This is a genomic window from Duganella sp. AC237 (assembly GCF_979254035.1).
Map to the genome: position 1 here is coordinate 6,215,712 of NZ_CEEDEW010000003.1, position 22,736 is coordinate 6,238,447.

Consider the following 22,736-nt stretch of genomic DNA (forward strand, 5'->3'; position numbering starts at 1 on the left):
TCGGACCGCGCTCGGTGGGGTGGCGAACAGTACGGAAAAGGCGGCCGGCGCACACTGAAGGCTTCATTGCGAAACGGAGCATGCCATGCCCGAAGGACCATCGATCGTCATCATGCGCGAGCAGACGGCCGGCTTCATCGGCAAAACCATCGTGCAAGCGAGCGGCAACACCAAGGGCGTCGACATGGAGGCGCTGCGCGGCCAGCCGGTGCTGGACCTGCGCAGCTGGGGCAAGCACTTCCTGATCCAGCTGCCGGACCTGGCGCTGCGCATCCACCTGCTGATGTTCGGCAGCTACCGCATCAACGAGCGCAAGGATGCCACGCCGCGCCTGCGCCTGGAGTTCGACGATGGCGAGGAGCTGAACTTCTACACCTGCTCGGTCAAGACGCTGGAAGGCGACCTCGACAGCCAGTACGACTGGCGCGGCGACGTCATGTCCGACGACTGGTCGGCGGCGGCCGCGCTCAAAAAGCTGCGCGCGGCGCCCGACACGCTGGTGTGCGACGCCCTGCTCGACCAGGATATCTTCGCCGGCGTCGGCAACATCATCAAAAACGAGGTGCTGTTCCGCATCCGCGTCCATCCGCTGTCGACGGTGGGCGCGCTGCCGGCGGCCAAGCTGCGCGAGCTGGTGGCGCAGGCGCGCGAATACAGTTTCGATTTTCTGGAATGGAAGAAAGCCTTTGTGCTCAAGCAGCACTGGCTGGCGCACACCAAGCGGGTCTGCCCGCGCTGCGACCTGCCTTTCCACAAGGGACATCTGGGCAAGACCAAGCGCCGCAGCTTCTTCTGCCCCAATTGCCAGAAGCAGTATCCGCCACCGCTGACAGTGACGGTGACGGTGCCGGCTAAACCAGCCCGGTCAAGTAGTAAACCGCGATCACAAAGAACACCGCCGCCGTCTTGATGACGGTGATGCCGAAGACCTCGCGGTAGGATTGCTTGTGCGTCAGCCCGGTCACCGCCAGCAGCGTGATGACCGCGCCGTTGTGCGGCAAGGTGTCCATGCCGCCGCTGGCCATGGCCACTACGCGGTGCATCACCTCCAGCGGTATCTGCGCCGCCTCGGCCGCGCGGATGAACTGGTCGGACATGGCCGCCAGCGCGATGCTCATGCCGCCCGAGGCCGAACCGGTGATGCCGGCCAGGGTGGTCACCGACACCGCCGCGTTGACCAGCGGATCGGGCACGCTCTTGAGCGCCTGGCTGACGGCGACGAAACCGGGCAGCGCCGCGATGACGCCGCCGAAGCCGTACTCGGATGCCGTGTTCATCGCCGCCAGCAGCGCGCCGCCGACGGCCGCCTTGGTGCCTTCGGCAAAGGCGTCGCGCACCCGCCCGAACGCGGTCACGACCACGAAGATGATACCGAGCAGCAGCGCGCCCTCCACCGCCCAGATGCCGACCAGCGTCTTGATCGGCGTGGTGATCGTCGCATGCAGGCCGGGCAAGGCGTCGGCCGTCAGCGCGTAGCTTTCGCCGTACCAGACGGGTATCATTTTGGTCAGCGCGAAGTTGACCACGCCCACCAGCAGCAGCGGCGCGACCGACAGCAGCGGGTGCGGCAGACCGCGCTGTGGCGTGCCGGCCGCCGCCGCCGGCTTGGCCTTGTCCTCGACGCCGTAGCCTTCGCCGGTGGCCATCACCGCGCGGCGCCGCCATTCCAGGAAGGCCAGCCCGGCCGCCAGGGTGGCGATGCCGCCGATCGTGCCCAGCCACGGCGCGGCCCAGCCGGTGGTCTTGAAGAACGTGGTCGGGATGATGTTCTGGATTTGCGGCGTGCCCGGCAAGGTGTCCATGGTGAACGAGAACGCGCCCAGCGCGATGGCGCCCGGCATCAGCCGCTTGGGGATGTTGCTTTGACGGTAGAGCTCGGCGGCGAACGGATAGACGGCAAACACCACCACGAACAGCGACACGCCGCCGTAGGTCAGCAGCGAGCACACCAGCACGATGACGGCGTTGGCGCGCGTGCGGCCGATGTAGCGGATCGCCGCGACGACGATGGACTCCGAAAAGCCGGACAGCTCGATCAGCTTGCCGAACACCGCGCCCAGCAGGAACACCGGGAAGTACAGCTTGATGAAGCCGACCATCTTGTCCATGAAGATGCCGCTGAACACCGGCGCCACCGCGCCCGGATCGGTCAGCAGCACCGCGCCGAGCGCGGCGACCGGCGCGAACAGGATCACGCTGTAGCCGCGATAGGCGGCCAGCATCAGGAAACATAGTGCGGCGAGAACGATCAGGAAGGACATGCCGGCTCCGACGATGGTTAAGTGGGTGTCGTCGGATATTGTAAAGTTTATCGAAACTGTTCGTCGCCCCTCTTAAAGCAAGGCCGCCGGTCCCGCCCGGTCACGGCCCCACCGTCACCCGGCACATCTGGTACGGGAAGGCCTCGCTGCCGACGAAGGCGCGGTAGGGCGTGCAACTGCCCTGCTCCAGCCGCAGTCCGTAGCCTTGCACATGGGTGGCCGCCGCCGCGATGATGGCGGCGTTGACCGCCGGCAGGTCCATACGGTGTTTCGGCAACAGGTCGAAGGTGCAGCCGCCGTCGGGCAGGCGGCGCAGCTCGACGCCGAAGCGTATCCGCTGCATGACCCACGCCAGCTTGCCGCACCCGGCCGCGTCGCGCGTCATGCCCAGCCACTGCGCGGCGGCCAGCTTGCGCTGGCGGGTGCCGTCCTTCTCGTTGTTGGCGGCGTTGAGCAGCAGGTAATGGGGGCCGGGCCGCTCGGCGATGGCTTGCGCGATACGCTGGCGCCAGCCGGCCGATTCGGGGAAGCCGGTGCCGATAGAGACGAACCTGGCCTGCGGCGGCATGAAGGTGGTGATCCAGCCGGTCGGCGGGTCCCAGTGCGCCAGGAACACGATGCTTGCCGACGGCGTGGCGAAGGCCGGCACCTCGGCGCTGTAGGCGCGCTCCCCCCATGTGGCGTGGCCCCAGGTGTTGGCCGGGAACACGCTCAGCACCAGCAGCGCCAGCGCCACGCCGCCCCATTGCCGGGCCGCCGCCGTGGCCGGCGCCACGAGGCCCCAGACGATCCAGAACACCAGCGGCGCCAGCAGCTCGAGCGGGATCAGGTAGCGGTAGATGCTGAACATGCGCATCCACACCACGTAGCCGATGACGAAGAACAGCAGCACGAACACGGCGCGGCGGTCCGCCGGCGCGGCACCGGCGCCGGCGCGGGCGCTGCCGAAGCGCCGCGCCAGCCATGTCGCCGCCAGCACGGCCAGCAGCACATACAGCGCCGGCCACATCATCAACTTGAGGCCGAGCTCGGAAACCCGGCGCGTATCGAAGGCGGAAATGAACGGCCACAGCACGTTCTCGAGCATGTCGCGCGGACGGAAATGCGTGTCGAGCACGCCGTTCTCCGGCGCCAGCGGGCTGCGGAACAGGTTGTTAAATTGCGGGAACAGCGGATTGCCGAAGGTTTGCCACATGGTGAGGAACCACCAGCCGGCGGTGGCCGCGATCCCGCCAAGCACGCCAACGCCGAACACAAACGCCAGCCACACGCGCCGCCACCAGTCCAGCGGCAAGGCCAGCAGCGCCAGGCACAGCGCGACGGCAAAGACGGCGTTGGTCAGTTTCAGGCCGGCTGCGGCGCCCATCAGCAGGCCGGCGGCCAGCATGGCCGCCACATTGCCGGCGCCGACGCGCGGCAGCGCCTCCCAGCGCCGCAGCACCAGATACAAGCCGCCCAGCAGCGGCAGCGCCGTCAGGTTGTCGCCCATGGTGTTACCCAACGCGCTCAGGAAGCCCGAGCCGAGCATGCCGGCGCCGGCCAGCAGCAAGGCCAGGCGCTGCCGCTGGTCGCCCAGCAGGCGGCGCGCGATCGCCGCCAGCACGATGAAGTTCAGGCCCTGCAGCGCGCCCATGACAAAGCCGGCCAGCCGTGGCGGCAGCGCGCCGTTCAGCAAGTGGTAGAAGATGTCGAGCGTCGGGTTGAAATAGGTCTGGAACGCGGCGGGCGCCAGGTCGAAGCCGACCCGGCCGTTGAGCACCGCGTAGCCGTTGTACAAGTGATAGTTGCGCAGGTCCCAGTTGCTGTCCTGCCCCAGCAGCATCGAGGCCAGGCCGAACAGCAGCGGCACGCACAGCGCCGCGCGCGTGGCGGCGCCGGGGGCGGACAGGAAAGCGGTGCGGCGCGCGAACCACGCGGCCAGCGCCGCGACGAGGCGATTGAGGAAAGTCATGGAATCATCCGGATCGAAACACAAGGAATTTGGCACTGACGAAGTTCAGCGCCATGCCCGCCAGCGAGCCGAGCGCGACTGCCGCGGCCGGCACCCACGGCGCCGCCGGCAGCAGCCACAGCGCGAGCGTGTAGGCGCCCAGGTTGAGCAACGCGCCGCCGCTCATCGCGCCCAGGTAGCGCCACCACTCGGTCCACGGCGAGCCGGTCGGCGCGAACGTGTAGCGGCGGTTGAGGCGCCACGTCACCAGCACCGCCGCCAGGAACGACAGCGCGCGGCCGGCATAGGGGCCGGCGCCCAGCGCCAGCGCGCCATACAGCACGCCGACGTCGGCCAGCAGGCCGAGCACGCCGATGGCGGCAAAGCGCAGCAGTTGTCCGGCGGCCCTAGCCACGCGCGGGCGGCGGCGCCAGCGACGGCGCCGGCTGGGCCAGGTAGGCGAAGCGTTTTTGCTCGATGCGGCCCTTGGTCAGGGCGTCGAGGATGACGCCGCACGCCAGCAGGATCAGGCCGAACAACATCAGCGAGGCGCACAAGGTGGCCGTCGGCAGGCGCGGCACCAGCCCGGTGTGCAGATAGGTTTCCACCAGCGGCTCGGCCAGCGCCAGCGCCAGCAGCGCGGCGGCGCCGGCGCCGATCGAAAAGAACGCCAGCGGCCGCTCGGACTTGAACAGGCGGAAGATCGTGGTCAGGATGCGCAAGCCGTCGCGGTAAGTGTTGAGCTTGCTGACCGATCCCTCCGGACGCGACTTGTACACGGTCGACACCTCCGCCACCGGCATGCGCAGCGCCAGCGCGTGCACCGTCAGCTCGGTCTCGATCTCGAAGCCGGCCGAGTGCGCCGCGAACGACTTGACGTAGCGCTGCGAGAACACGCGGTAGCCGGACAGGATGTCGGTGAAGGTACGGCCGAAAATGAACGACACGCAGCCCGTCAACAGGGCGTTGCCGAAGCGGTGGCCGGGCCGGTAGGCGTCCTGCTCGGTGCTGACGCGGTTGCCGACGACCATGTCCAGCCCCTCGCGGAACAACTGCTCGACCAGTTGCGGCGCCACGCTGGCGTCATAGGTGTCGTCGCCGTCGACCATCACATAGGCGTCGGCCTCGATGTCGGCGAACATGCGCCGCACCACGCTGCCCTTGCCCTGCGCCGTCACGTTGCGCACGATGGCGCCGGCCTCGCGGGCGATGGGCGCGGTGCCGTCGGTCGAATTGTTGTCGAACACGTAGACCTGCGCCTGCGGCAGGCAGGCGTGGAAATCGCGCACGATGGCGGCGATCGTCAACGCTTCGTTATAACAAGGCACCAGGATGGCGATGCGCTTATTGCTCAGTTTGTCCATGGCGGTGGTGGCGGGGTAGCAAGGGAATCAAGGCCGCCATTATAAGCTTGTGAAAAATAAAACCCTATTTATTTGCTATTGGGCAATAAGAGACAGTGGCGGCGGTAACCGTTGGTATCGATTGACGCTCGCGGAACAGGCTGCAATACTGGGTCATCGCAGCCGATGCAGGACGCCATGACTGAATTACGGGCCTCGCTCAAGAGCGGTGGCAGGTTCTCGCTGAACTGGAGCTATCTGAATGCCATCGCCAACGGCGTGTCGGCCATCGACCTCGGCGCGCTGGCGTTGCGCAACCTGCACGACGCCCGCCAGTTCGTGCGCGAGTACGGCTTCGACCTGGAGCAGCCGGCCGCGCCGGCGATCATCGCCCGCGCCCACCGCGAAGCGGTCGACTTCCTCGCCTGCACCTTCCTGGCGCCGGAGCAGGCCGGGTTGATACCGGACGAGGTCAGCCATCCCGACGATCCGCTGCAATTGCTGGTGTACGCCTCGCTGCGCGGCACCAGCGTCGACGTGCGGCGCATGTGGTCGTGCGCCGTGCTCAAGGTCATGCACGGCATCTTCTACATCGACAACAACCTCAAATTGCGCCACTTCCACGCCATCCGCGCGCAGGTGTTCGCCACCCTGGACGAGGTGATCCGGCACGACGGCGACCGCCACTTCCTCACCGACGGCGAGGTCTGCCTGCCGATGCTGCATTACGAGCGCAAGGACAACAAGGGCCGCAACAGTATCCTGCTCAAGCTGCTGCAAAAAGCCGCCTACCTGGCCGCCGACATCTTCGACCACCTCGGCGTGCGGCTGGTGTTCGCGACCCGCTTCGAATGCCTGCTGGCGCTGCGCAGCCTGCAGCGCGCGCACCTGCTGTCGGTCACCAACGTCGACGCCGAACGCACCCGCAACACCTTGCTCGACCTCGAGGCGGCCAAGCAGATCTTCAACAAATACCGCGCCCAAATAGAACACAGCGACGACTATCCGCTTGAACTGCTGCGCACCATGGACGCCGAGCTCGCCGAGCTGGCACAGCCGCAGACGCGCTGCGACAATCCGCACAGCGGCAGCGGCTTCAACAGCATCCAGGTGACGGTGCGCAAGATGATCCACGTCCAGCCGGACCACCCCAACCTCGGCGCCGGGGGCGAGCAGGAATACGACGTCGGCTTCTTCTTCGAATACGAGATCCAGCTGATGGACCAGGCCAGCTACGCGCGCAGCCTGGCCGGCCCGGCCAGCCACAACGCCTACAAGCGGCGCCAGGTCGACACGGCGCGCACGCGTGTGTTCGGCCGCGAACTGCTGCGCTGGGTGGAGTCGCAGGCGGCGCCATGAGCGGTGCGCCGCGAACGCGCGCGCTGGCCTAAGATTGGTTTCCGCAGTAGCAGGAGCCCGCTTGTCCAATTTTACGCAACGCCGCGCATGGCACTATCTGCGCTATCTGACGGCCGCGACGCTGATCGCGGCCTGCTGTCCGGCGTCCGGTCAGCAGGCGCCGGCCAAAGTGACCGTCACGGCCACCCGCGATCCGGTCGACAAGTCCTACCGAAAAATGATCGCCGGCATGGACCGGTTCGAGCGCAACCGGGCGCTGGCGCCGCAGGCGACGTTGCGCTTCCAATTGCTGCCGCGCCTGCCCACCACGCGGCTCGACGGCATCACCTTGCGGGTGGTCGGCGACAACCTTGCGCTGCCGGTGCCCGTCGCGCCCGACCACACCTTCACCCTCGACCGCAACGACCAGGCGCTGCGCGAAGACGCGGCGCTGATTGCCAGCAGCAAGACCAGCACCCTGACCTGGCGCGCGCAGGTGCGCAGTCCCAACGTGCCGCCCGGCATGCGCCGCCTGGGCGACTTGCGGCTCGAATGCCAGGTCGGCGTCGAGGCCGGACTGCTGTCGAACAACGGCAACGTGTTCGCCTGGCTGGGCGAACTGCTCACCGATCCGGACCGGGTCTGCGCCGCCGCCGACGGCAACTACCTGTTCTTCGCCGAGCGCCCGCTGTTCGGCGTCACGCTGCGCGACGGCGCGCGTTCGGAGACATTACCGTTCTCGATGCTGTACGCGGGCGGCACGCAAACGCCGGACACCCTGCCCTTCTGCGATTGCCAGGTCTTGCTCGACCGCAGCTATTACGCGCCGCTGTGGGACCGCCGCTGGTCCGACGATACCCTGGTCGAATTCGACTACATGGACGACACGCCGGGCGCCGCCACGGTGTCCATCGCCGAAACCCACCGTACCACCGCGCAAATGCGCGCCGCGCTGGGCCCGGCCACGACGGTGCGCTTCGACAGCGGCTACCAGGTCTGGCGCTACCGGTACCCCAAATTGAAGCCGGAGACGAAGCCGGAAGACGGCAAGCGCGCCGAATTCGTCATCCTGTTCGGCCCCGACGGCGTGGCGCGCAAAGCACGATTGAGCGAGCCCTTGTAAAGCGGCGGCGATTGGATCATCATGAAATCATGAAAATCGCTCCCCGTCCCCTCTCCCTTCGTCTTGCCGCGGCAAGCCTGTTGATGCTCGCCGCCAGCGCCTGCGGCAGCGCGCCGTCGGCCACCCCGGCCGCGCCGGCAGCCGGCACGCCGACCGCCAACAAGGCCGAAGCGCTGTGGAAGAAAATCCAGGCCGCCAACGCCGACACCAGTTGCGACAGCCAAGCCCAGTGCCACACGATAGGCTTCGGTTCAAAGGCTTGCGGCGGTCCCGAGCGCTATATGGCCTGGTCGAGCAAAAACAGCGACGGCGCCGCGCTCAAGGCGCTGATCGAGCAGCACGCCGCCGCCCGCCGCGCCGACGACGCGCGCGAGCAAATGATGTCGACCTGTTCGCTGGTCAGCGACCCCGGCGCCACCTGCCGCGCCGGCCAATGCGTCACGAATGCCATATCTCCCGGAAACACCACGAATCCACGTCGGGCGGATTAGCGCAGCGTAATCCGCCAAGCTCCGCCAACAGATCATCCAGCACCAACAAACAAAAAAACCCGCGAGCCCAACCGGCCTCGCGGGTTTCTCACAACCAAGCCAAGCGCTTAAAACGCCAGCGCTTCCTTGCTGCGCGAACCCTTAAACAGCGGCAACGGATCGGTGGTATCGACATCGATCACCGTCGCGCCCTGCTTGACGCCGCCCAGCAGGTAGTTCACCACGCCGACGTGGCGCACGCCAGGCGCCAGGCCGGACCAGCTCATGCCCACGCTGGCGGTGCCGCCGATCGTGGCCGAGCTCGGCATAACAACCTTGAAGTTGCCGCCCGTCGAAGGCTGCACCACCCAGCTCGACAACGCGTAGGTGGCCTGGCCGCCGTTCGGACGGAAACCGATCACGCAAACGTTGTAGTCGCCGGCGGCCGGGGCCACCATCTGGATGGTTTCATTGGCCGTGTCGCCGCCGCTGCTGAGCACAGGCGTGTTGCCGCGCATGACGATCATATCCAGGTCCGAGTCGCCCGGCACGGCGCCGGTGGTGTCCGAATCGAACAGCGAGAAGCGCGCCAGCAGGGTGCCGGCCGGGATCGTCACCGGATGCAGGTTGACGCCGGTGGCGGCGCCCGCCTGGCACAGCGCCGCGTTGCTCAGGCCGGTGTTGGCGGTGCCGATCGAACGCGTCTCGCGGGTGGCCGGCTGCAGGCCGCCCTTGACCGCGCTCATGGCGCCGGCAAAGCCGGTGCCGACCGTGACGACCTTGCTGCCGGTGGCCGCCTCGCTCACCACGGTGGCCGGCGCCGACAGGCCGGTGGCGCGCGCCGTCAGCGGGCTGCGCACGACATGGGTGCCGTCTTTCCAGTTCAACACGCCATAAGCCCAGGTGTCGAGCGGCGCGCTGGTGCGGGTCAGCTTGACGATGAAACTGGCCTTGGCGCCGGCCGCCAGCACCAGGGTCGACGGCTGCACCGAGACGTTGAAGCCCGGCAGCGAGGCCGTGGCGTTATAGGTCGCGGTGGTGTTGCCGACGTTGGTGACGGTGCGCGTCATGCTCAAGGTGCCGAGCACGTTGGCGGCGGTCAGCGAGGCCAGGTTCAGGTTGTAGGCGGCGATGCTGCCGCCCATCGTGGTGCACTGGGCGGTGGTGTAGATCAATCCCTGGCCGCACAGGAAGCGCGCGTAGTCGAGCGGCGCGATGTCGTACACCAGGCCGGGATCGGCCGCCGAGTTCGGCGCGATGTGGCCGGCGCCCTGGCCCCAAGGCAAGGTGCCGGCGTTGGTGGCGCTGCTGTCCCACGCGACCTTGGTGGTCAGGCCGTCGCTGAAGGTGTCGGTGGCGCTGGTCATCAGCGCCGACTTGATGGCCGACGGCGTCCAGTCCGGATGCAGCTGTTTGAGCAGCGCGGCCACGCCGGCCACGTGCGGCGAGGCCATCGAGGTGCCGCTGTAGAAGGCCCAGTCGGTCACCGGAGCCGGCGCGCCGGCGGCGACGGCGTCGCGCTGCGCCTGGGTCAGGTCGGCGGTGACGGCGGCCAGGATGTCGGTGCCCGGCGCGGTCATGTCCGGCTTGAGGATGTTGGCGTTGGCCACGTTGGGGCCGCGCGACGAGGTGCTCGACATGATCGGCGCCTTGACCGTCGGATCGAAGGTGGCGCGCAGGTTGCCCAGCGAGGCGACCGCCGTGTTCGGACTGGCGGCGATGTAGCTCTTCAGGACGGCGGCGTTTTCCTTGGTGATGTGCACCGTCGAGATGGTGTGCGCCTGGTTGATGATGGTGGTGCCGCCGCCTTCGACGTTGGCGATGATCACGCCCACCGCGCCGGCCACCTTGCCGTTGGCGCTCTTGTTGACCAGCACGTTGCCGCCGCGGTCGCACACCAGGATCTTGCCGGCCACCTTGGCCGGGTCCAGCAGCGGCGCGACGGCGTCGGTGCCGCCCAGGCAACGCTCGAGCTGGAGCGGATCGGCGCCCGGCAGGCCGGCGTCCTTGGCCAGCACCAGCGGCGAGGTCGGCGTATTGGCGTTGCTCGAGGCGCCGGTCAGGGTCGCGCCGCTGCCGGTGACGGCGTCGGCCAGGTACAGGCGGTTGTGGGTCGAGTTGCCGACCGAGGCCAGCCACGGGCTGATGTGGCCGACCGGCGCCGGCGCGGTCGCGCCCGGGCCCTGGTTGCCGGCCGAGGTGGCGACAAACACGCCGGCGGCGGTCGCGCCCAGGAAGGCCTGTTCGGTGGCGTCGGTGAACGAGCCGCCGCCGGCGCTCGAACCGATCGAGAAGTTGATGACGTTGACGCCGTCCTTGACGGCCTGGTTGATGGCCGCCACGCTGTTGGAGGGCGCGCAACCGTTCTTGCCGGTGGCCGCATCGGTCCAGCATACCTTGTAGGCGGCGATGCGGGCGCGCGGCGCGATGCCGCTGACCTTGCCCAGGTTCAGGCCCGCGGTGATCGCGCTCACGCCGGCGTTGCCGGCCGCCGTGCTGGAGGTGTGGCTGCCGTGGCCGCCGTGGCCTTCGGTGCCGGCCACCGAATCGCGCGCCGAGAAGAACTCGGTCCAGTGCAATTGCTGGCCGGCCTGTTTGTAGTAGCGCGCGCCGATCAGTTTGTTGTTGCAATTGGCGACGCTGAAGCCTTCGCCGGTGTCGCAAGTGCCTTTCCAGCTGGCCGGCGGGGCATCGTAGACCACGGTCGAGCCGCTATGGCTCGGGTTGCCATTGCCGTCGACGCGGTCGGCGTAGCTCGGATTCTCCGGCCAGATGCCGCCGTCGACGATGCCGACAATGATGTTCTCGCCCGACGAGCCCTTGCCGCCCAGCTGATCCCACAGGCCGCCGGCCTTGTCCAGGCCGAGGAAGGTGGGCGTGTAGCTGGTGTCGAGCTCCATCATGGAATCGGCCGTGATGGCGGCCACGCCGCTGTTCTTCTTGAGCGCGCGCACTTCGTCGTCGGTCAGCATGGCGGCGAAGCCGTTGAAGACGACATCGTATTTATGGGTGATCTCGGCGGCGTTGATGGTGCCGATGACCGCGTTCTGCTTGGTGTCCAGGTAGCTGATGTAGGCCTGCACGGCGGCGGCGTCGACATTGAGGCGCTGGCCCTGGGCGGGCATCGTCGCGGCCAGGCCGGCGACCTGGCCGGTGTAGGTGGCGACCGGCTTGTCGGTCAGTTGCACGATGTAGGAGCGGCGCTCGGACTCGGCGTTGGCCGAGCCGGCGCTGGTCAGGGCGGCGGTCAGCAGCAGGACGGCGGCGGAAATAGGACGGAGTTTCATGTGGGGCGTTCCTTGCTCAGGCGATGGTGGTGGCGGCGGTGGTGGTGTTGGCGGCGGCGGCCGCCTTGGCGCGGCGGCGCGACAGCAGGCCCACCAGGCCCAGGCCGAGGCCCATCATGGCGTACGTCTCCGGCTCCGGCACGGCGGTGACCGCGCTCAGATGCAGGTTGTCGAAGGCGAATTGCGCCTGGTTTTCCGAACCGGCGAGCGGGCTGTAGCAACCGCCGGCGCCGTCGAACAGGCAGGAACTGATGACCAGGCTGCTCAGGCTGACGTTGCCGAAGGCCGTCAGCGCGTTGGTGACGAACGGCGAGCTGCCCAGCGCGTCGAGCAATGGGAAATCGTAGGCGACCGAAATGGTGCCGCCGCCGGCGCGCGTGCCGACCAGGGTCAACTGGCCATACGAGTAGCTGGGCAGGCCGCCAACCGGCGCCAGGAAGGCGTAGTCGATGCCCGACACCTGGAAGGCGGCGTTGTCGCCGCGCGCCACCTTCAGGCTGCCGTCGTTGACGCCCATGTAGAAGTGGCTGGCGTTGCCGGTGGGGCAGGCGGCGATGGCGCACAGGTACGGGTCGGCGCCGTCGCCGACGGCGCCGGCGAGGCCGGTGCCGCCCGGGGAGGCCGGCGTGTCGATCACGGTCATCGTGTAGCCGCTCTCGCTCAGGGTTTCGGTGCCGCCGTAGATCGACGGGCCGATGGATTCGAAATCGATCACGGCAGCCATGGCTGGCGTGGCGCTCATCAGCGCAAGGGCGCCGAGTGCGGCGCCGGTCATTTTTTTCAATTGCGCTTGCTTCAAGTGGTTCATTTCACTGCCCTTTTGATGAAAGTAATGGCGCCGTGGCCCGCCGGTCTGGTCGCCCGCTGGACCTTTGTCTACCCTTTGTAGGTAACAATGAATATAAACAAACAACACAATTCGAGTAACTTCAGATTAACAATGATTATTCATTAATCATAAATATTTACCAAATAAAATCTTGCCTACACTATGAAAGCGATGTCATCCCCCTGTCACGAAATTGTGCGGTTTTGAGCATTTTTCTGTTGTTCTTTTACAAAACAAGAATGTCTGAATCGAAACCAACAAGTTAGCGATAAAGTATGTAAATGAAATAAATTCCGGCTTTTCCGGCCTACTTCAGCGCTTGTCGCAGCCATCGTCCGGCAAAGCGCCCGGGCGAAAAAAAAGCCAGCGGAGCGCTGGCTTTTCACAAAAAACAGGTCGGCAATTAAAATACTGTCATTGCTTTCTTTATGGCAACACAACGTTCATCTTCCTGATGTCTTACCAACAAAGAACGTTTAGTACCCGTCGACAAGTCGGGTAATTTAACAATCGCCGCCTGCAGGCGGGCCACGCTGGCCGGCGTGCAAGCGGCCGGGATCATCGCCTCGGCGTACGCGCGCATGAAGACCGGGCCGGCGGCCTTGTCGACCTGCCCCAGCGTCGCCAAGCGCTGCTCCGCACTCAGTTCGCTCAGCGCGCCCTGGCCGGCCGGATACATGACTTGCATCGCCTGGCGGATCTTCGAGAACGGCAACTTGGTTTGCAGATCGCCGATATTGGCCAGCCACTCGGCCTTGACCTTGGCGTCCGGACGGATCACGCGCGCGGCCAGTGCGGCGGCCTGCCCGCTGTCGGACTTGTCGCGCTCCTGCTCGGCCGCCAGCAAGTCCTCGCTGCCGGGGTAGGCAAACCGGTTCAGCCGTTCGACGATATCCCAGCGCACATCCTGGCTGACGTTCAGGCCCGGTACCACCAGCTTGCCGCTGAGAATATCGGCCAACCGCTTCAGCGCCGGCTCGCTGCTGGCCAGGTCGATAAAGGTGGCAAACCAGCGACGCTGGAAATTCTTGTCGGCGCTGGCGGCCCCCGTCGCCGTAAACGCCATCTGTTCCAACTGCGCGCCCACCTTCGTCCGGTAGGCGGCCGCCTGCGGTCCCATATTGTCGAGATAGGCCCTGGACTGCGCCACCTTGGTCAGGATATTGCCGAGCAGGGTGTAATCCTGCTCGCCCGGGGCCTGGGTCAGCACCGTGCCCAGGAAGGCGTTCAGCGGCAGTTTGCCGTCGCGTACGCTGTCCCACAGGCTTTGCCACAACATCGAGCGCAGCAGCGGATCGGCGACCCTGCCCAGGCTCGATTGCGCGGTGGCGAACGACTTCTTATCCAGCTGGACTTTCGCGTAGCCCCAGTCCTGGTAGTTCGGGTACGCCAGGTCGGGACAGGCCGCGCCCTTGAGTTCCGGCACGGCGGTGACGGCGCCCTTGTAGGTTACCGCCACGTTCTTGCCGAGCGATAGGCCATCCTTGTCCAGGTTGAACAGGCCGATCTGTACGCGCTGCTCGCGCAGGGTCGGCATGGCCGCGCTCGGCGCACTCTGGTGCAGGCTGAACGATTTGATCTTGCCGCCGGCGCAGCTGAACTCGGCGGCGATGGTGTTCACGCCCGGCTCGTACAGCCATTCCCTGGTCCACGGACCGAGGTCGCGGTTGGCGGCCTTGGCCAGGCTGCCGATGAAGTCGTCGAGCTTGGCGTTCTGGTAGGAATACTTGACCAGGTAGTTGTGCACGCCCTGGCGGAACACCTCCTCGCCCAGCAGGTGGCGCAACTGCTTCAGGGTCGAGGCGCCCTTCGAGTAGGTGATCGCGTCAATATTGTCGAAGGCGTTGGCGGTCGACGGCACCGGCGTTTCGATCGGGTGCGTGGTGACGCGCTGGTCCTGCGTGTAGGCGTTCTGCTTGGCGTTGGAATAGAAACTCTGCCAGGCATGGGTGAATTCGGTGGCCTCGGCCGTGGCCAGGGTGCCCATGAAGGAGGCGAAGCTTTCGTTGAGCCACAGGCCGTTCCACCATTTCATCGTCACCAGGTCGCCGAACCACTGGTGCGCCATCTCGTGCATGATGACGCCGGCCAGGCTCTCGCGCTGGGCCGCCGTCATTTCATCCTGGTGCAGGAAGGCGCGTTCGGCGAAGGTGATCGCCGCGGCGTTTTCCATCGCGCCATACAGGAAGTCCGGCACCAGCAGCTGGTCGTATTTCTCGAACTGGTAGGGCACACCGAAGTACTGGTTGAAGAATTTCAGGCCGCGGCTGGTGTAGCCGAACCAGTCCTTGGGCGAGACCTGCGCCGCCACCGACTGGCGGGCGAACAGGCGCATCGGATACGGGCCGCTGTTGTCTTCCCACACCTTGTACGGGCCGGCGTGCATCGAGAAGTTGTAGGGGCTGAGCTTTTTGCTGCGCGGGAAGGTCCAGCGCTTGCCGCCGTCCACGTCGGCCACGCCCGATTCGCGCATCGTCGACGATACCACCCAGTCGGCCGGCGCGGTGACGGTTACCTGGAAGGTGCCCTTCAGGTCCGGCTGGTCGAACAGCGCGAACATCTGGTGCGCGGCGGCCGGCTCGAAGTGCGAGTACGTGTAGACGCGGCCGTCGACCGGGTCGACCATGCGGTGCAGGCCTTCGCCGTTGGTGCTGTGCAAGCGCGTGTAGGCGATGGCGACGGTGTTGCGGCCGGCCTTCAGGTCCTGCGGCGCCAACGTGATGAACCACTGGTTGTATTGCGGCGTGACGGCCTTGCCGTTGACGGTCAGGCTGGCGATGGTCGCCTTGTCGAGGTCGATGGTCAGGGGTTGCGAGGCGTCGTTCAGGTCGAACGCCAGCGTGGTGGTGCCGGAGAAGGTTTCCTTGCCGGTCAGCGCGAATGCGAGCGTGTAGTCGACGTTGCTGACGCGTGCCGAGCGGGCGGCGGCGTCCTCTTGCGACAAATAGGCGTTCTCGGCGCGCGGGGCGGTAGTGTTGGTGGTGGTGGCGGCTGGCATTTGGGCCATGGCCGCGCCATAGGCGAGCACCAGCGCCGCGACGATCATACTTTTTTTCATTGTTGCATCCTCAAATATGGAAACGCCCGCGACGTTGGCGGGCGTGAGATCAAGCGATCCGGCAGGGCTTATTTCTTAATGTACGTGTCGAGCCAATCGATCACCGTGTGATGCCACAGCACCGAGTTGGCCGGCTTCAGCACCCAATGGTTCTCATCCGGGAACACCAGCAGCTTGCTCGGGATGCCCTGGCGCTGCAGCGCCGTGAACGTGCCCAGGCCCTGCGAGGTCGGAATCCGGAAATCCAGGTCGCCCTGCACCACCAGCATCGGCGTCTTCCACTTTTTCACCTGCAACGCCGGATTGAACTTCTCGTGCTTCTCCGGCACATCGTAGTAGGTACCGCCGTTTTCCCACTCGGTGAACCACAGCTCCTCGGTCGCGTAGGCCATGCCGCGCGTGTCGAACACGCCGTCATGGTTGACGATGCATTTGAAGCCGTCGGACCAGTTGCCTTCGATCCAGTTCATCATGAAGCCGCCATACGACGCGCCCAGTGCGCAGCTGCGCTCGCGGTCCAGCCACGGGAATTTCTGCACCGCCGCCGCCAGGCCCTTCTGCAAGTCCTCCAGCGGCTTGCCGCCCCAGTCGCCGCTGATCGAATCGGTGAACTTCTGGCCGTAGCCGGTCGAGCCGTGGAAATCGATGAACACGGTGGCATAGCCGGCGCCGGCGTACACCTGCGGGTTCCAGCGGTAGCTCCACGAGTTGCCGAAGCTGCCCTGCGGGCCGCCGTGCACCAGGAAGGCGATCGGATACTTGACGCCGGGCTTGACGTCCCACGGTTTCATGACGTGGCCGTAGACGGTCTCGCCGTTGGCCCCGGCGAACGAGAACTGCTCGAACTCGCCGAACTTGACGTCGGCCAGCGCGGCCGCGTTCAGCTCGGTCAGCTGGGTGGCTTTGTCGCCGCTGCCGCCAAGCTTGAATTTGTACAGCTGCGCGCCTGACGACAGGCTGGCCTGCGCCATGACGATGGTGTCGCGCGCGACGTCGAAGCCGCTGACGTAGCCGTTGCCGGTCAACCTGGCGACCTTGCCGCTGGCGGCGTCGATGCGGAACAGCGGATGCTGGCCGATGTCGTCGGCGGTGGCCAGCAGCGCCTTGCCGTCCGGGGTCCAGCGGTAGTCGGCGATCGAGCGATCCCAGCTGTCGGCGACGGTGCGCTTCTTGCCGCTGGCCACATCGACCAGCACCAGGTGGTAGCGGTCGGCCTCGAAGGTCGGCTTGTCCATCGCCAGGTAGGCCAGGGTCTTGCCGTCCGGCGAGTAGCTGGCCTTGGTGTCCCAGGCCTGGTTGTCGGCGGTCAGATTGGTCGGCGCGCCGCCGGTGGCCGGCACCGTGTAGACATCGAAGTTGGTCGACCACGCCTCGGTCTTGCCGGCGATGCGGGCGGCGAACACCACCGTCTTGCCGTCGGGGCTGAAGCGGTACTCGTCGCGGTCGCCGAACGGCTTGGACGGCACGTCGCCGTCGAGCGAGCCGCTCAGGCTGATTGGCTGGGCGCTGACCTTGCCCGTGGCGTCGATCGGCGCCGAGTACAGCACGTTGTTGCGGCCGTCCGCCCACGTATCCCAGTGGCGCACGAACAGCTTGTCGTAGAGCTTGCCGCTGGCCTTGTCCTTGGCCTTGGCGTCCATGCGCGACTTGGTGCAGGCCAGGTCGGCACAATCGCGGAACACGGCCAGGCTCAGCGCCAGGCGGTCGCCTTGCGGCGACAGGCGGAAGTTGTCGACGTCGATCGCCAGGTCGGTGACCCTGGCCGCCTCGCCGCCGGCCAGCGGCAGCCGCCATACCTGCGACGAGCCGGAACGGGCCGACAGGAAATAGACGGCGTCGCCGTTGGGCGACCATTCGGGATCGCTGCTGCTGGCGTCGGCCTGGGTCAGCCGCACCGGCGCGGCCTTGGGCGCGCGCAGGTCCAGCATCCACAATTGCGTGTTGCCGCGGTTCTTGTCCAGATTGGTGGAGCGCACGGTGTAGACGACGCGGCTGGCGTCCGGCGACAGCGCAGGGCTTCCGACCCGCTCCATCTTGACCAGGTCTTCCACGGTGAAGCCGCGCGGCGCGGCCATGGCGCTGGAGGCCGCAACAGCGGTCCCAAGCAGCAGCAGGGGTAATCTCATTCGGGGATCTCCGACGTTTGTAGAAAAATACCGGCTGGTGGCCGGTCGTCGAGCATCATACCAAGTTCGCGCCGCGGCAAGTAAATTGTTACTTTACGCAACTTTACCGGGGTGGCGTCCCGGGGCGGCGCCGGCTAATGTTTTTTGGGAAACTCGGAGATGAACTGGCGGAAGCCGGGCGTAAGGCGGGCCTGGGCGATGGCTTGCCAGTAAGCCTCCACTTGCGGCTGGTGCTTTTGGTAGAAGTCCTTGTTGACGATCAGGTAGATGGGCGTCTTCTGGAACGGCGCCGGCAGCATCTCGATCTGGCCCCGGTATTTGCGCGCCATCAGCTCGCCGCCCTCGTCGCGCTCGGTCACCACCGCCGCCACCCGCTTGCCCGCCAATTTGGCGAACACCTGGTCCACGCTGGAGCCGCTGTCGTCGATGACGACGTCCATCTCGCGCAGCATCGGCATGTGCAGCAGGTCCGGTTGCGCCCCCACCGGTTGCCGGCCCAGGCCGATGAAGCGCTGGCCGTCCCAGTCCACCGTGTCGCCCTGCCGGCGGAACACGGAAAAGTTCAACTCGCCGACGCCGCGCCCGGGATCGGGCTGCTCGCCCTTCATCGGATAGGCGCCGTAGGCGGTGCGCTCGGGCGTAAAGGCGGCCAGCATGGCGTTGACCTGGCCGTTGCGCAAGCGGTTCATGCATTGGGAACGCGGCGCGACCAGTTGCCGGACCGCCACCGGCTGCAGCGCCGAGGCGCGCCGCAGCAGTTCCAGCGACTGGCCGCAGCCGTCAGGAAATGTCATGGGCGAGAACGGCTGGTCGAACACGCACACCGTCAGGTCCAGCGCCGCCGCCGGCACCGAAGCGGCCAGCATCAAACCCGACATCAGCGAAAGCCCGTTCCACCGCTTAGCTTTGGTACGCACAGTAGATAACCCATATTCACCATTGGTACGCTAACTATATAGTTGGTATTCAGCATTGTCTATCAAACAATAAGTAACCAGCGGGGAAACAACGCGGCAAACAACGCTTGACTTATTTAAGACGACCGGTCATATTATGCACATGGCCAAAGCTAACATCAAAGAACAAATCGTCACCGCCGGCATGACCCTGCTTCACAGCAAGGGTTTCAACGCCACGAGTGTGCAAGACATCACCGAGGCGGCCGGCGTGCCGAAAGGATCGTTCTACAACCATTTCGCCAGCAAGGAAGAGCTGGGGGTGGAGGTATTGCAGCGTTATTCGGATCAGGCCGGGCAGCTTGGCATCCGGCTAGGCGAGTCGTCGCTGCCGCCACGGGAGTGGCTGCGCGGCTACTTCGGCCAGCTGATCGAAGCCAACGTTGCGTCCGAATTCAACGCCGGATGCATGCTGGGCAATTTCAGCACCGAGCTGTCGAACCAGAGTCCGGCCATCCGCCATCAGGCGCGGCAGTCGTTTGCCGCCATGTGCGCGATGCTCGAGCAAGTCATTGGGCAAGGGCAGCGCGACGGCGGCATCGCCACCACGCAACCGGCAAGGGAGTTGGCCAATTTCACCGCCGACGCCTGGCAAGGGGCGGTACTGCGCGCCAAGGCCGAACAGGACCGGGCGCCGCTGGACCGCTTCATCGAGATGGTGCTGAACCGCGTTCTCGTGTGATCGTTTTTTTTACCCGGTTTTAAGATGACCGGTCATATTGTAAGTTATTGTTAACCTGCACTCTCATTGAAAGGCACTACCATGAACATCAAAGACTCCGTCGTCCTCGTTACCGGCGCCAACCGCGGCCTGGGCAAAGCCCTGGCCGAAGCGGCCCTCAAAGCCGGCGCCCGCAAGGTTTACGGCGGCGCCCGCAATCCGGCGTCGGTCACCCTGCCCGGCGTCACGCCGATCAAACTGGACGTAACCAACGCGGACGACATCGCCGCCGCCGTGCGGGCGATTCCGGACCTGACCGTCCTGATCAACAACGCCGGCATCTTCAGCGGCACCGACCTGGCCGCGCCCAACGCCTTGCAAGTGATGCAACAGGAACTGGACACCAACTTCTTCGGCCCGATGGCGCTGAGCCTGGCGTTCGCGGCGGCGCTCAAGGAAAACGGCGGCGGCGCCATCGTCAACGTGCTGTCGGCGCTGGCCTGGATCAGCATGCCGGGCACCGGCACCTACAGCGTCTCCAAGGCGGCCGCCTGGGCGCTGACCAACGGCCTGCGCGGCGAACTTCAGGCGCAGAAAACGCAGGTGCTGGCAGCGCATATGGGTTACATGGACACCGACATGGCCGCAGCCGTCGAGGCGGCGAAAACCGCGCCGGCCGAGGTCGCGCGCATCATCGTCGCCGCGCTGGAAAACGGCGACGACGAAGTGCTGGTTGACGACATCAGCAAGCAGGTCAAGCAGGGCCTGGGCGCGCCGCGCGGCATCTATCTGGGGGCGCCGTTGGCGGCCTGATTTTCGCCGCATCGCAACAAAGCAAACCGCGCCGCCACAGGCGCGGTTTGATACAAAACTTTTTTTGATAGTAAGTCGTAAACGCCTACACGGCGCCAGAAAATGGGCGCATAATTTCCCACTCAGTCAGGAAGAGTACGCATCAGTTATCACCGGCATGGCATGTGACTAACGCGTTTTCCCCGCCGGTAATCTTCGAAGTTGAGACTTATTATTGCAGCACAATTATTGCTCTTTAACTAGTTGTGAACAATTGTAAATCGACGTTGAATGAGATGAGCTCAGCGCTAAGGTAAACCCACTGGCCGCGCCGACCGCAGAGCATTCCTCGCTTGCCGCGCAGCCGAAGTCAGACGAATACGGGAAACGTTATGCTAACTGCCACTTATGTCTTACTGACACTCTCCATCGAACAGAAAAAAGAACGCCATTTCATCTCGCGGTTGCTGCAGCACGTGCAGTCGATCGCGCGCCGCCCGCAGGAGATCGATCCTGTGTTCATCGAGTCCCAGCTCAAGGAGCTGACCAGCTTTGCCGAAGCGCGCCATCAGCGCAAGGTCGAAGCGTGCCTGATGCCCGCCGTGCGCGCGGCCGATTCCAGCTGCGCCGCACTGATGAACGACCTCGAGACGCTCAGCCGTCTGGGCGGCGCGATGCTCAACGCCGTGCACAAATGCCTGCGCCGGGCGATGCGCCGCAGCGCCTCGCAGGGCAAATTCCTGTGCCGCACGATCGACCTGTACTGCCAGAATTTGCTCAAGCGCCTCGACAAGGAGGAGCAGGAGCTGCTGCCGCTGGCGCAAAAGGTCATTTCCAGCGACGAGTGGTTCGAGATCGGCACCCAGTTCCTGGCGCAGGAAGACGGCGACGCCGCCACCAAGCCCGAGTTGCGCCCCCGCCGCAACGTCGGCACCATGAATTACAACGCCCGCCCGGTGGCCGGCGGTGCGATCCGCGTTTAACCCGGTTTTACCCGCCCCCTTGCGCCACGATGGTGCGTGAAAACGCCGCCATCGTGGCGCTTTGTTGTTTTGAGTTCCCCATTGCGCCAAACGCTTGCCTAAGGTTTTAGGCACGGCTAATATCGGCTACATGCAGACCACCCTTGCCCACGCATCGTGAACCATGGCGCCACGCTTCTGCACCTGCGCGGCGCTGCCGGCATGGATGCAATCTACCGCAAGATCAGCTGGCGCGTGCTGCCGCTGCTGATGCTGTGCTGCGTGGTCGCGTACATCGACCGCGTCAACGTCGACCTCGCCCAGCGGCACATCCAGGACAGCCTCGCCTTCGGCAATCAGGTCTTCGCCTGGGGCGCCGGCGTGTTCTTCTTCGCCTACGCGCTGTTCGCCGTGCCTTGCAATCTGCTGCTGGAAAAACTCGGCACGCGCAAGATCCTGCTGCGCATGATGCTCGGCTGGGGCGCGGCCACCGCCGCCGGCGCCTTCGTGCGCACGCCGCTCGAGTACTACACGATCCGCTTCCTGCTCGGCATGTGCGAGGCCGGCTTCTTCCCCGGCGTGATCCTGTATCTGACCTATTGGTATCCGGCCGCGCGGCGGGCGCGCGTGTTCGCCGTCTTCGCGTCGGCCGCGCTGATCGGCGGCATCGTCGCCGGGCCGCTGTCGGGCGCCATGCGGCAGGCGCTGCATCTCTACAGCGGTTTGCAAGGCTGGCAGTGGCTGCTGCTGGCGCAAGGCCTGCCGGCCGCGCTGTTGGGCATCGCCGCCTACTTCTATCTGGACGACCATCCGGACGATGCCAAATGGCTGTCGGGGTTCGAACAGCAGATGGTGCGGCAGGACTTGAACCGCGATGAAGCGGCGCTCGCCAAGGCCGCCGGCATCGACCCGGACGAGGACGACGACGAACCGCCGTCGGCCTTCGCCATCATCTGGTCGCTGCTGCGCGATCCGGCCATCTGCCTGCTGGCGCTCGCCAACCTGCTGCTGGCCGGCGCCAGCTACGCGCTGGCGCACTGGGCGCCGGCGCTGATGCAGCGCTGGGGCGCGGGCGGCCCGCTGGAATCCGGCCTGCTGGCGGCGATACCCGGCATCGTCGGCATCGTCGGCATGATCGCCATCGGCTACGACTCGGACCGCCGGCGCGAACGGCGCGGCCACTTCATCGCTTGCATGGTGCTGGCCGCCGGCGGCCTCGGTCTGGCCATCGCCGCCGACAACGGCCTGGCGTGGTCGCTGGCCGGCATGTCGCTGGCGTCGCTGGGCATCTCGGCGGCGCTGCCGCTGCTGGCGGCCATCCTCACCGACCTGCTCAACCGCCAACGCGCCGCCATCGGCATCGCGCTGGTGGGCGGCCTGGCCATGATGGGCGGCGCCTTCGGCCCGGCCCTGAGCGCCCGCCTGCTGGCGTGGGGCGACAGCGCCGCCATGCTCGCCGCGCTGATCGGCATGTACCTGGCGACGGGGCTGCTCCTGATGCTGGCGCTGCGCATGGCGCCACGGCGCGGCGGCCCGGACGCCAAGGACGGCCTCAGAGACAAGATAGCCCGCAACTGACTGTTCGGCTAGCGTTGGGGTC

The 22,736-nt window shown here is 66.0% G+C and carries 17 protein-coding genes; 8 read left to right on the forward strand and 9 right to left on the reverse strand.

Annotation, left to right across the window (positions count from 1 at the left end):
- Positions 1–85 precede the first annotated feature (85 nt).
- Positions 86–910, forward strand: coding sequence for a DNA-formamidopyrimidine glycosylase family protein (locus tag AC0IYS_RS27545; protein ID WP_471708157.1), 825 nt, complete (start codon positions 86–88; stop codon positions 908–910).
- Here AC0IYS_RS27545 and AC0IYS_RS27550 read toward each other — a convergent pair.
- The 4 genes from AC0IYS_RS27550 to AC0IYS_RS27565 form a co-directional block, all read right to left on the reverse strand.
- Positions 852–2,261, reverse strand: a complete 1,410-nt coding sequence (locus AC0IYS_RS27550; protein WP_471708158.1) for a GntP family permease — start codon at positions 2,259–2,261, stop codon at positions 852–854. The two genes, AC0IYS_RS27545 and AC0IYS_RS27550, sit on opposite strands and share 59 nt — an antisense overlap.
- A 100-nt stretch (positions 2,262–2,361) precedes the next feature.
- On the reverse strand, positions 2,362–4,212 hold the full coding sequence (locus AC0IYS_RS27555; RefSeq protein ID WP_471708159.1) for a hypothetical protein: 1,851 nt from the start codon (positions 4,210–4,212) through the stop codon (positions 2,362–2,364).
- Between the two features lie 4 nt (positions 4,213–4,216).
- Entirely contained in the window at positions 4,217–4,606 is a 390-nt protein-coding gene (locus AC0IYS_RS27560; RefSeq protein WP_471708160.1) for a GtrA family protein, read from the reverse strand.
- On the reverse strand, positions 4,599–5,555 hold the full coding sequence (locus AC0IYS_RS27565; RefSeq protein WP_471708161.1) for a glycosyltransferase: 957 nt from the start codon (positions 5,553–5,555) through the stop codon (positions 4,599–4,601). Before AC0IYS_RS27565 ends, AC0IYS_RS27560 begins: the two co-directional genes overlap by 8 nt.
- Before the next feature lie 177 nt (positions 5,556–5,732).
- Here AC0IYS_RS27565 and AC0IYS_RS27570 point away from each other — a divergent pair, with 177 nt between their 5' ends.
- The 3 genes from AC0IYS_RS27570 to AC0IYS_RS27580 all read left to right on the forward strand — a co-directional run bounded on the left by AC0IYS_RS27570 (position 5,733) and on the right by AC0IYS_RS27580 (position 8,486).
- Complete coding sequence (locus tag AC0IYS_RS27570; protein ID WP_471708162.1) at positions 5,733–6,893, forward strand: TIGR04552 family protein; 1,161 nt, start codon at positions 5,733–5,735, stop codon at positions 6,891–6,893.
- A 61-nt stretch (positions 6,894–6,954) separates the two neighbouring features.
- Complete coding sequence (locus tag AC0IYS_RS27575) at positions 6,955–7,995, forward strand: hypothetical protein (protein ID WP_471708163.1); 1,041 nt, start codon at positions 6,955–6,957, stop codon at positions 7,993–7,995.
- Between the two features lie 29 nt (positions 7,996–8,024).
- Positions 8,025–8,486: a hypothetical protein gene (locus tag AC0IYS_RS27580; protein ID WP_471708164.1), complete on the forward strand. Its 462-nt coding sequence runs from the start codon at positions 8,025–8,027 to the stop codon at positions 8,484–8,486.
- Between the two features lie 107 nt (positions 8,487–8,593).
- Here the strand turns inward: AC0IYS_RS27580 and AC0IYS_RS27585 are convergent, their stop codons facing one another.
- The 5 genes from AC0IYS_RS27585 to AC0IYS_RS27605 form a co-directional block, all read right to left on the reverse strand.
- A complete protein-coding gene (locus AC0IYS_RS27585) occupies positions 8,594–11,752 on the reverse strand; it encodes a S8 family peptidase (protein WP_471708165.1) in 3,159 nt (1,052 codons plus the stop codon).
- A gap of 16 nt (positions 11,753–11,768) precedes the next feature.
- Complete coding sequence (locus AC0IYS_RS27590) at positions 11,769–12,560, reverse strand: NF038120 family PEP-CTERM protein (protein WP_471708166.1); 792 nt, start codon at positions 12,558–12,560, stop codon at positions 11,769–11,771.
- Positions 12,561–12,984: 424 nt separating this feature from the next.
- On the reverse strand, positions 12,985–15,639 hold the full coding sequence (gene pepN, locus AC0IYS_RS27595) for an aminopeptidase N (RefSeq protein ID WP_471708167.1): 2,655 nt from the start codon (positions 15,637–15,639) through the stop codon (positions 12,985–12,987).
- A 68-nt stretch (positions 15,640–15,707) separates the two neighbouring features.
- Entirely contained in the window at positions 15,708–17,765 is a 2,058-nt protein-coding gene (locus AC0IYS_RS27600; RefSeq protein ID WP_471708168.1) for a S9 family peptidase, read from the reverse strand.
- Positions 17,766–17,899: 134 nt separating this feature from the next.
- Entirely contained in the window at positions 17,900–18,643 is a 744-nt protein-coding gene (locus tag AC0IYS_RS27605) for a hypothetical protein (protein WP_471708169.1), read from the reverse strand.
- A gap of 181 nt (positions 18,644–18,824) precedes the next feature.
- On the opposite strand from AC0IYS_RS27605, the gene AC0IYS_RS27610 reads away from it, so the two are divergent.
- The 4 genes from AC0IYS_RS27610 to AC0IYS_RS27625 all read left to right on the forward strand — a co-directional run bounded on the left by AC0IYS_RS27610 (position 18,825) and on the right by AC0IYS_RS27625 (position 22,714).
- Positions 18,825–19,403: a TetR/AcrR family transcriptional regulator gene (locus tag AC0IYS_RS27610; RefSeq protein ID WP_471708171.1), complete on the forward strand. Its 579-nt coding sequence runs from the start codon at positions 18,825–18,827 to the stop codon at positions 19,401–19,403.
- A gap of 81 nt (positions 19,404–19,484) precedes the next feature.
- Positions 19,485–20,195 (forward strand): SDR family oxidoreductase, encoded by a 711-nt coding sequence (locus tag AC0IYS_RS27615; protein ID WP_471708172.1) that lies wholly within the window; start codon positions 19,485–19,487, stop codon positions 20,193–20,195.
- Positions 20,196–20,566: 371 nt separating this feature from the next.
- On the forward strand, positions 20,567–21,157 hold the full coding sequence (locus AC0IYS_RS27620; RefSeq protein WP_471708173.1) for a hypothetical protein: 591 nt from the start codon (positions 20,567–20,569) through the stop codon (positions 21,155–21,157).
- Between the two features lie 201 nt (positions 21,158–21,358).
- A complete protein-coding gene (locus AC0IYS_RS27625; protein WP_471708174.1) occupies positions 21,359–22,714 on the forward strand; it encodes an MFS transporter in 1,356 nt (451 codons plus the stop codon).
- The last annotated feature ends 22 nt before the right edge of the window (positions 22,715–22,736 follow it).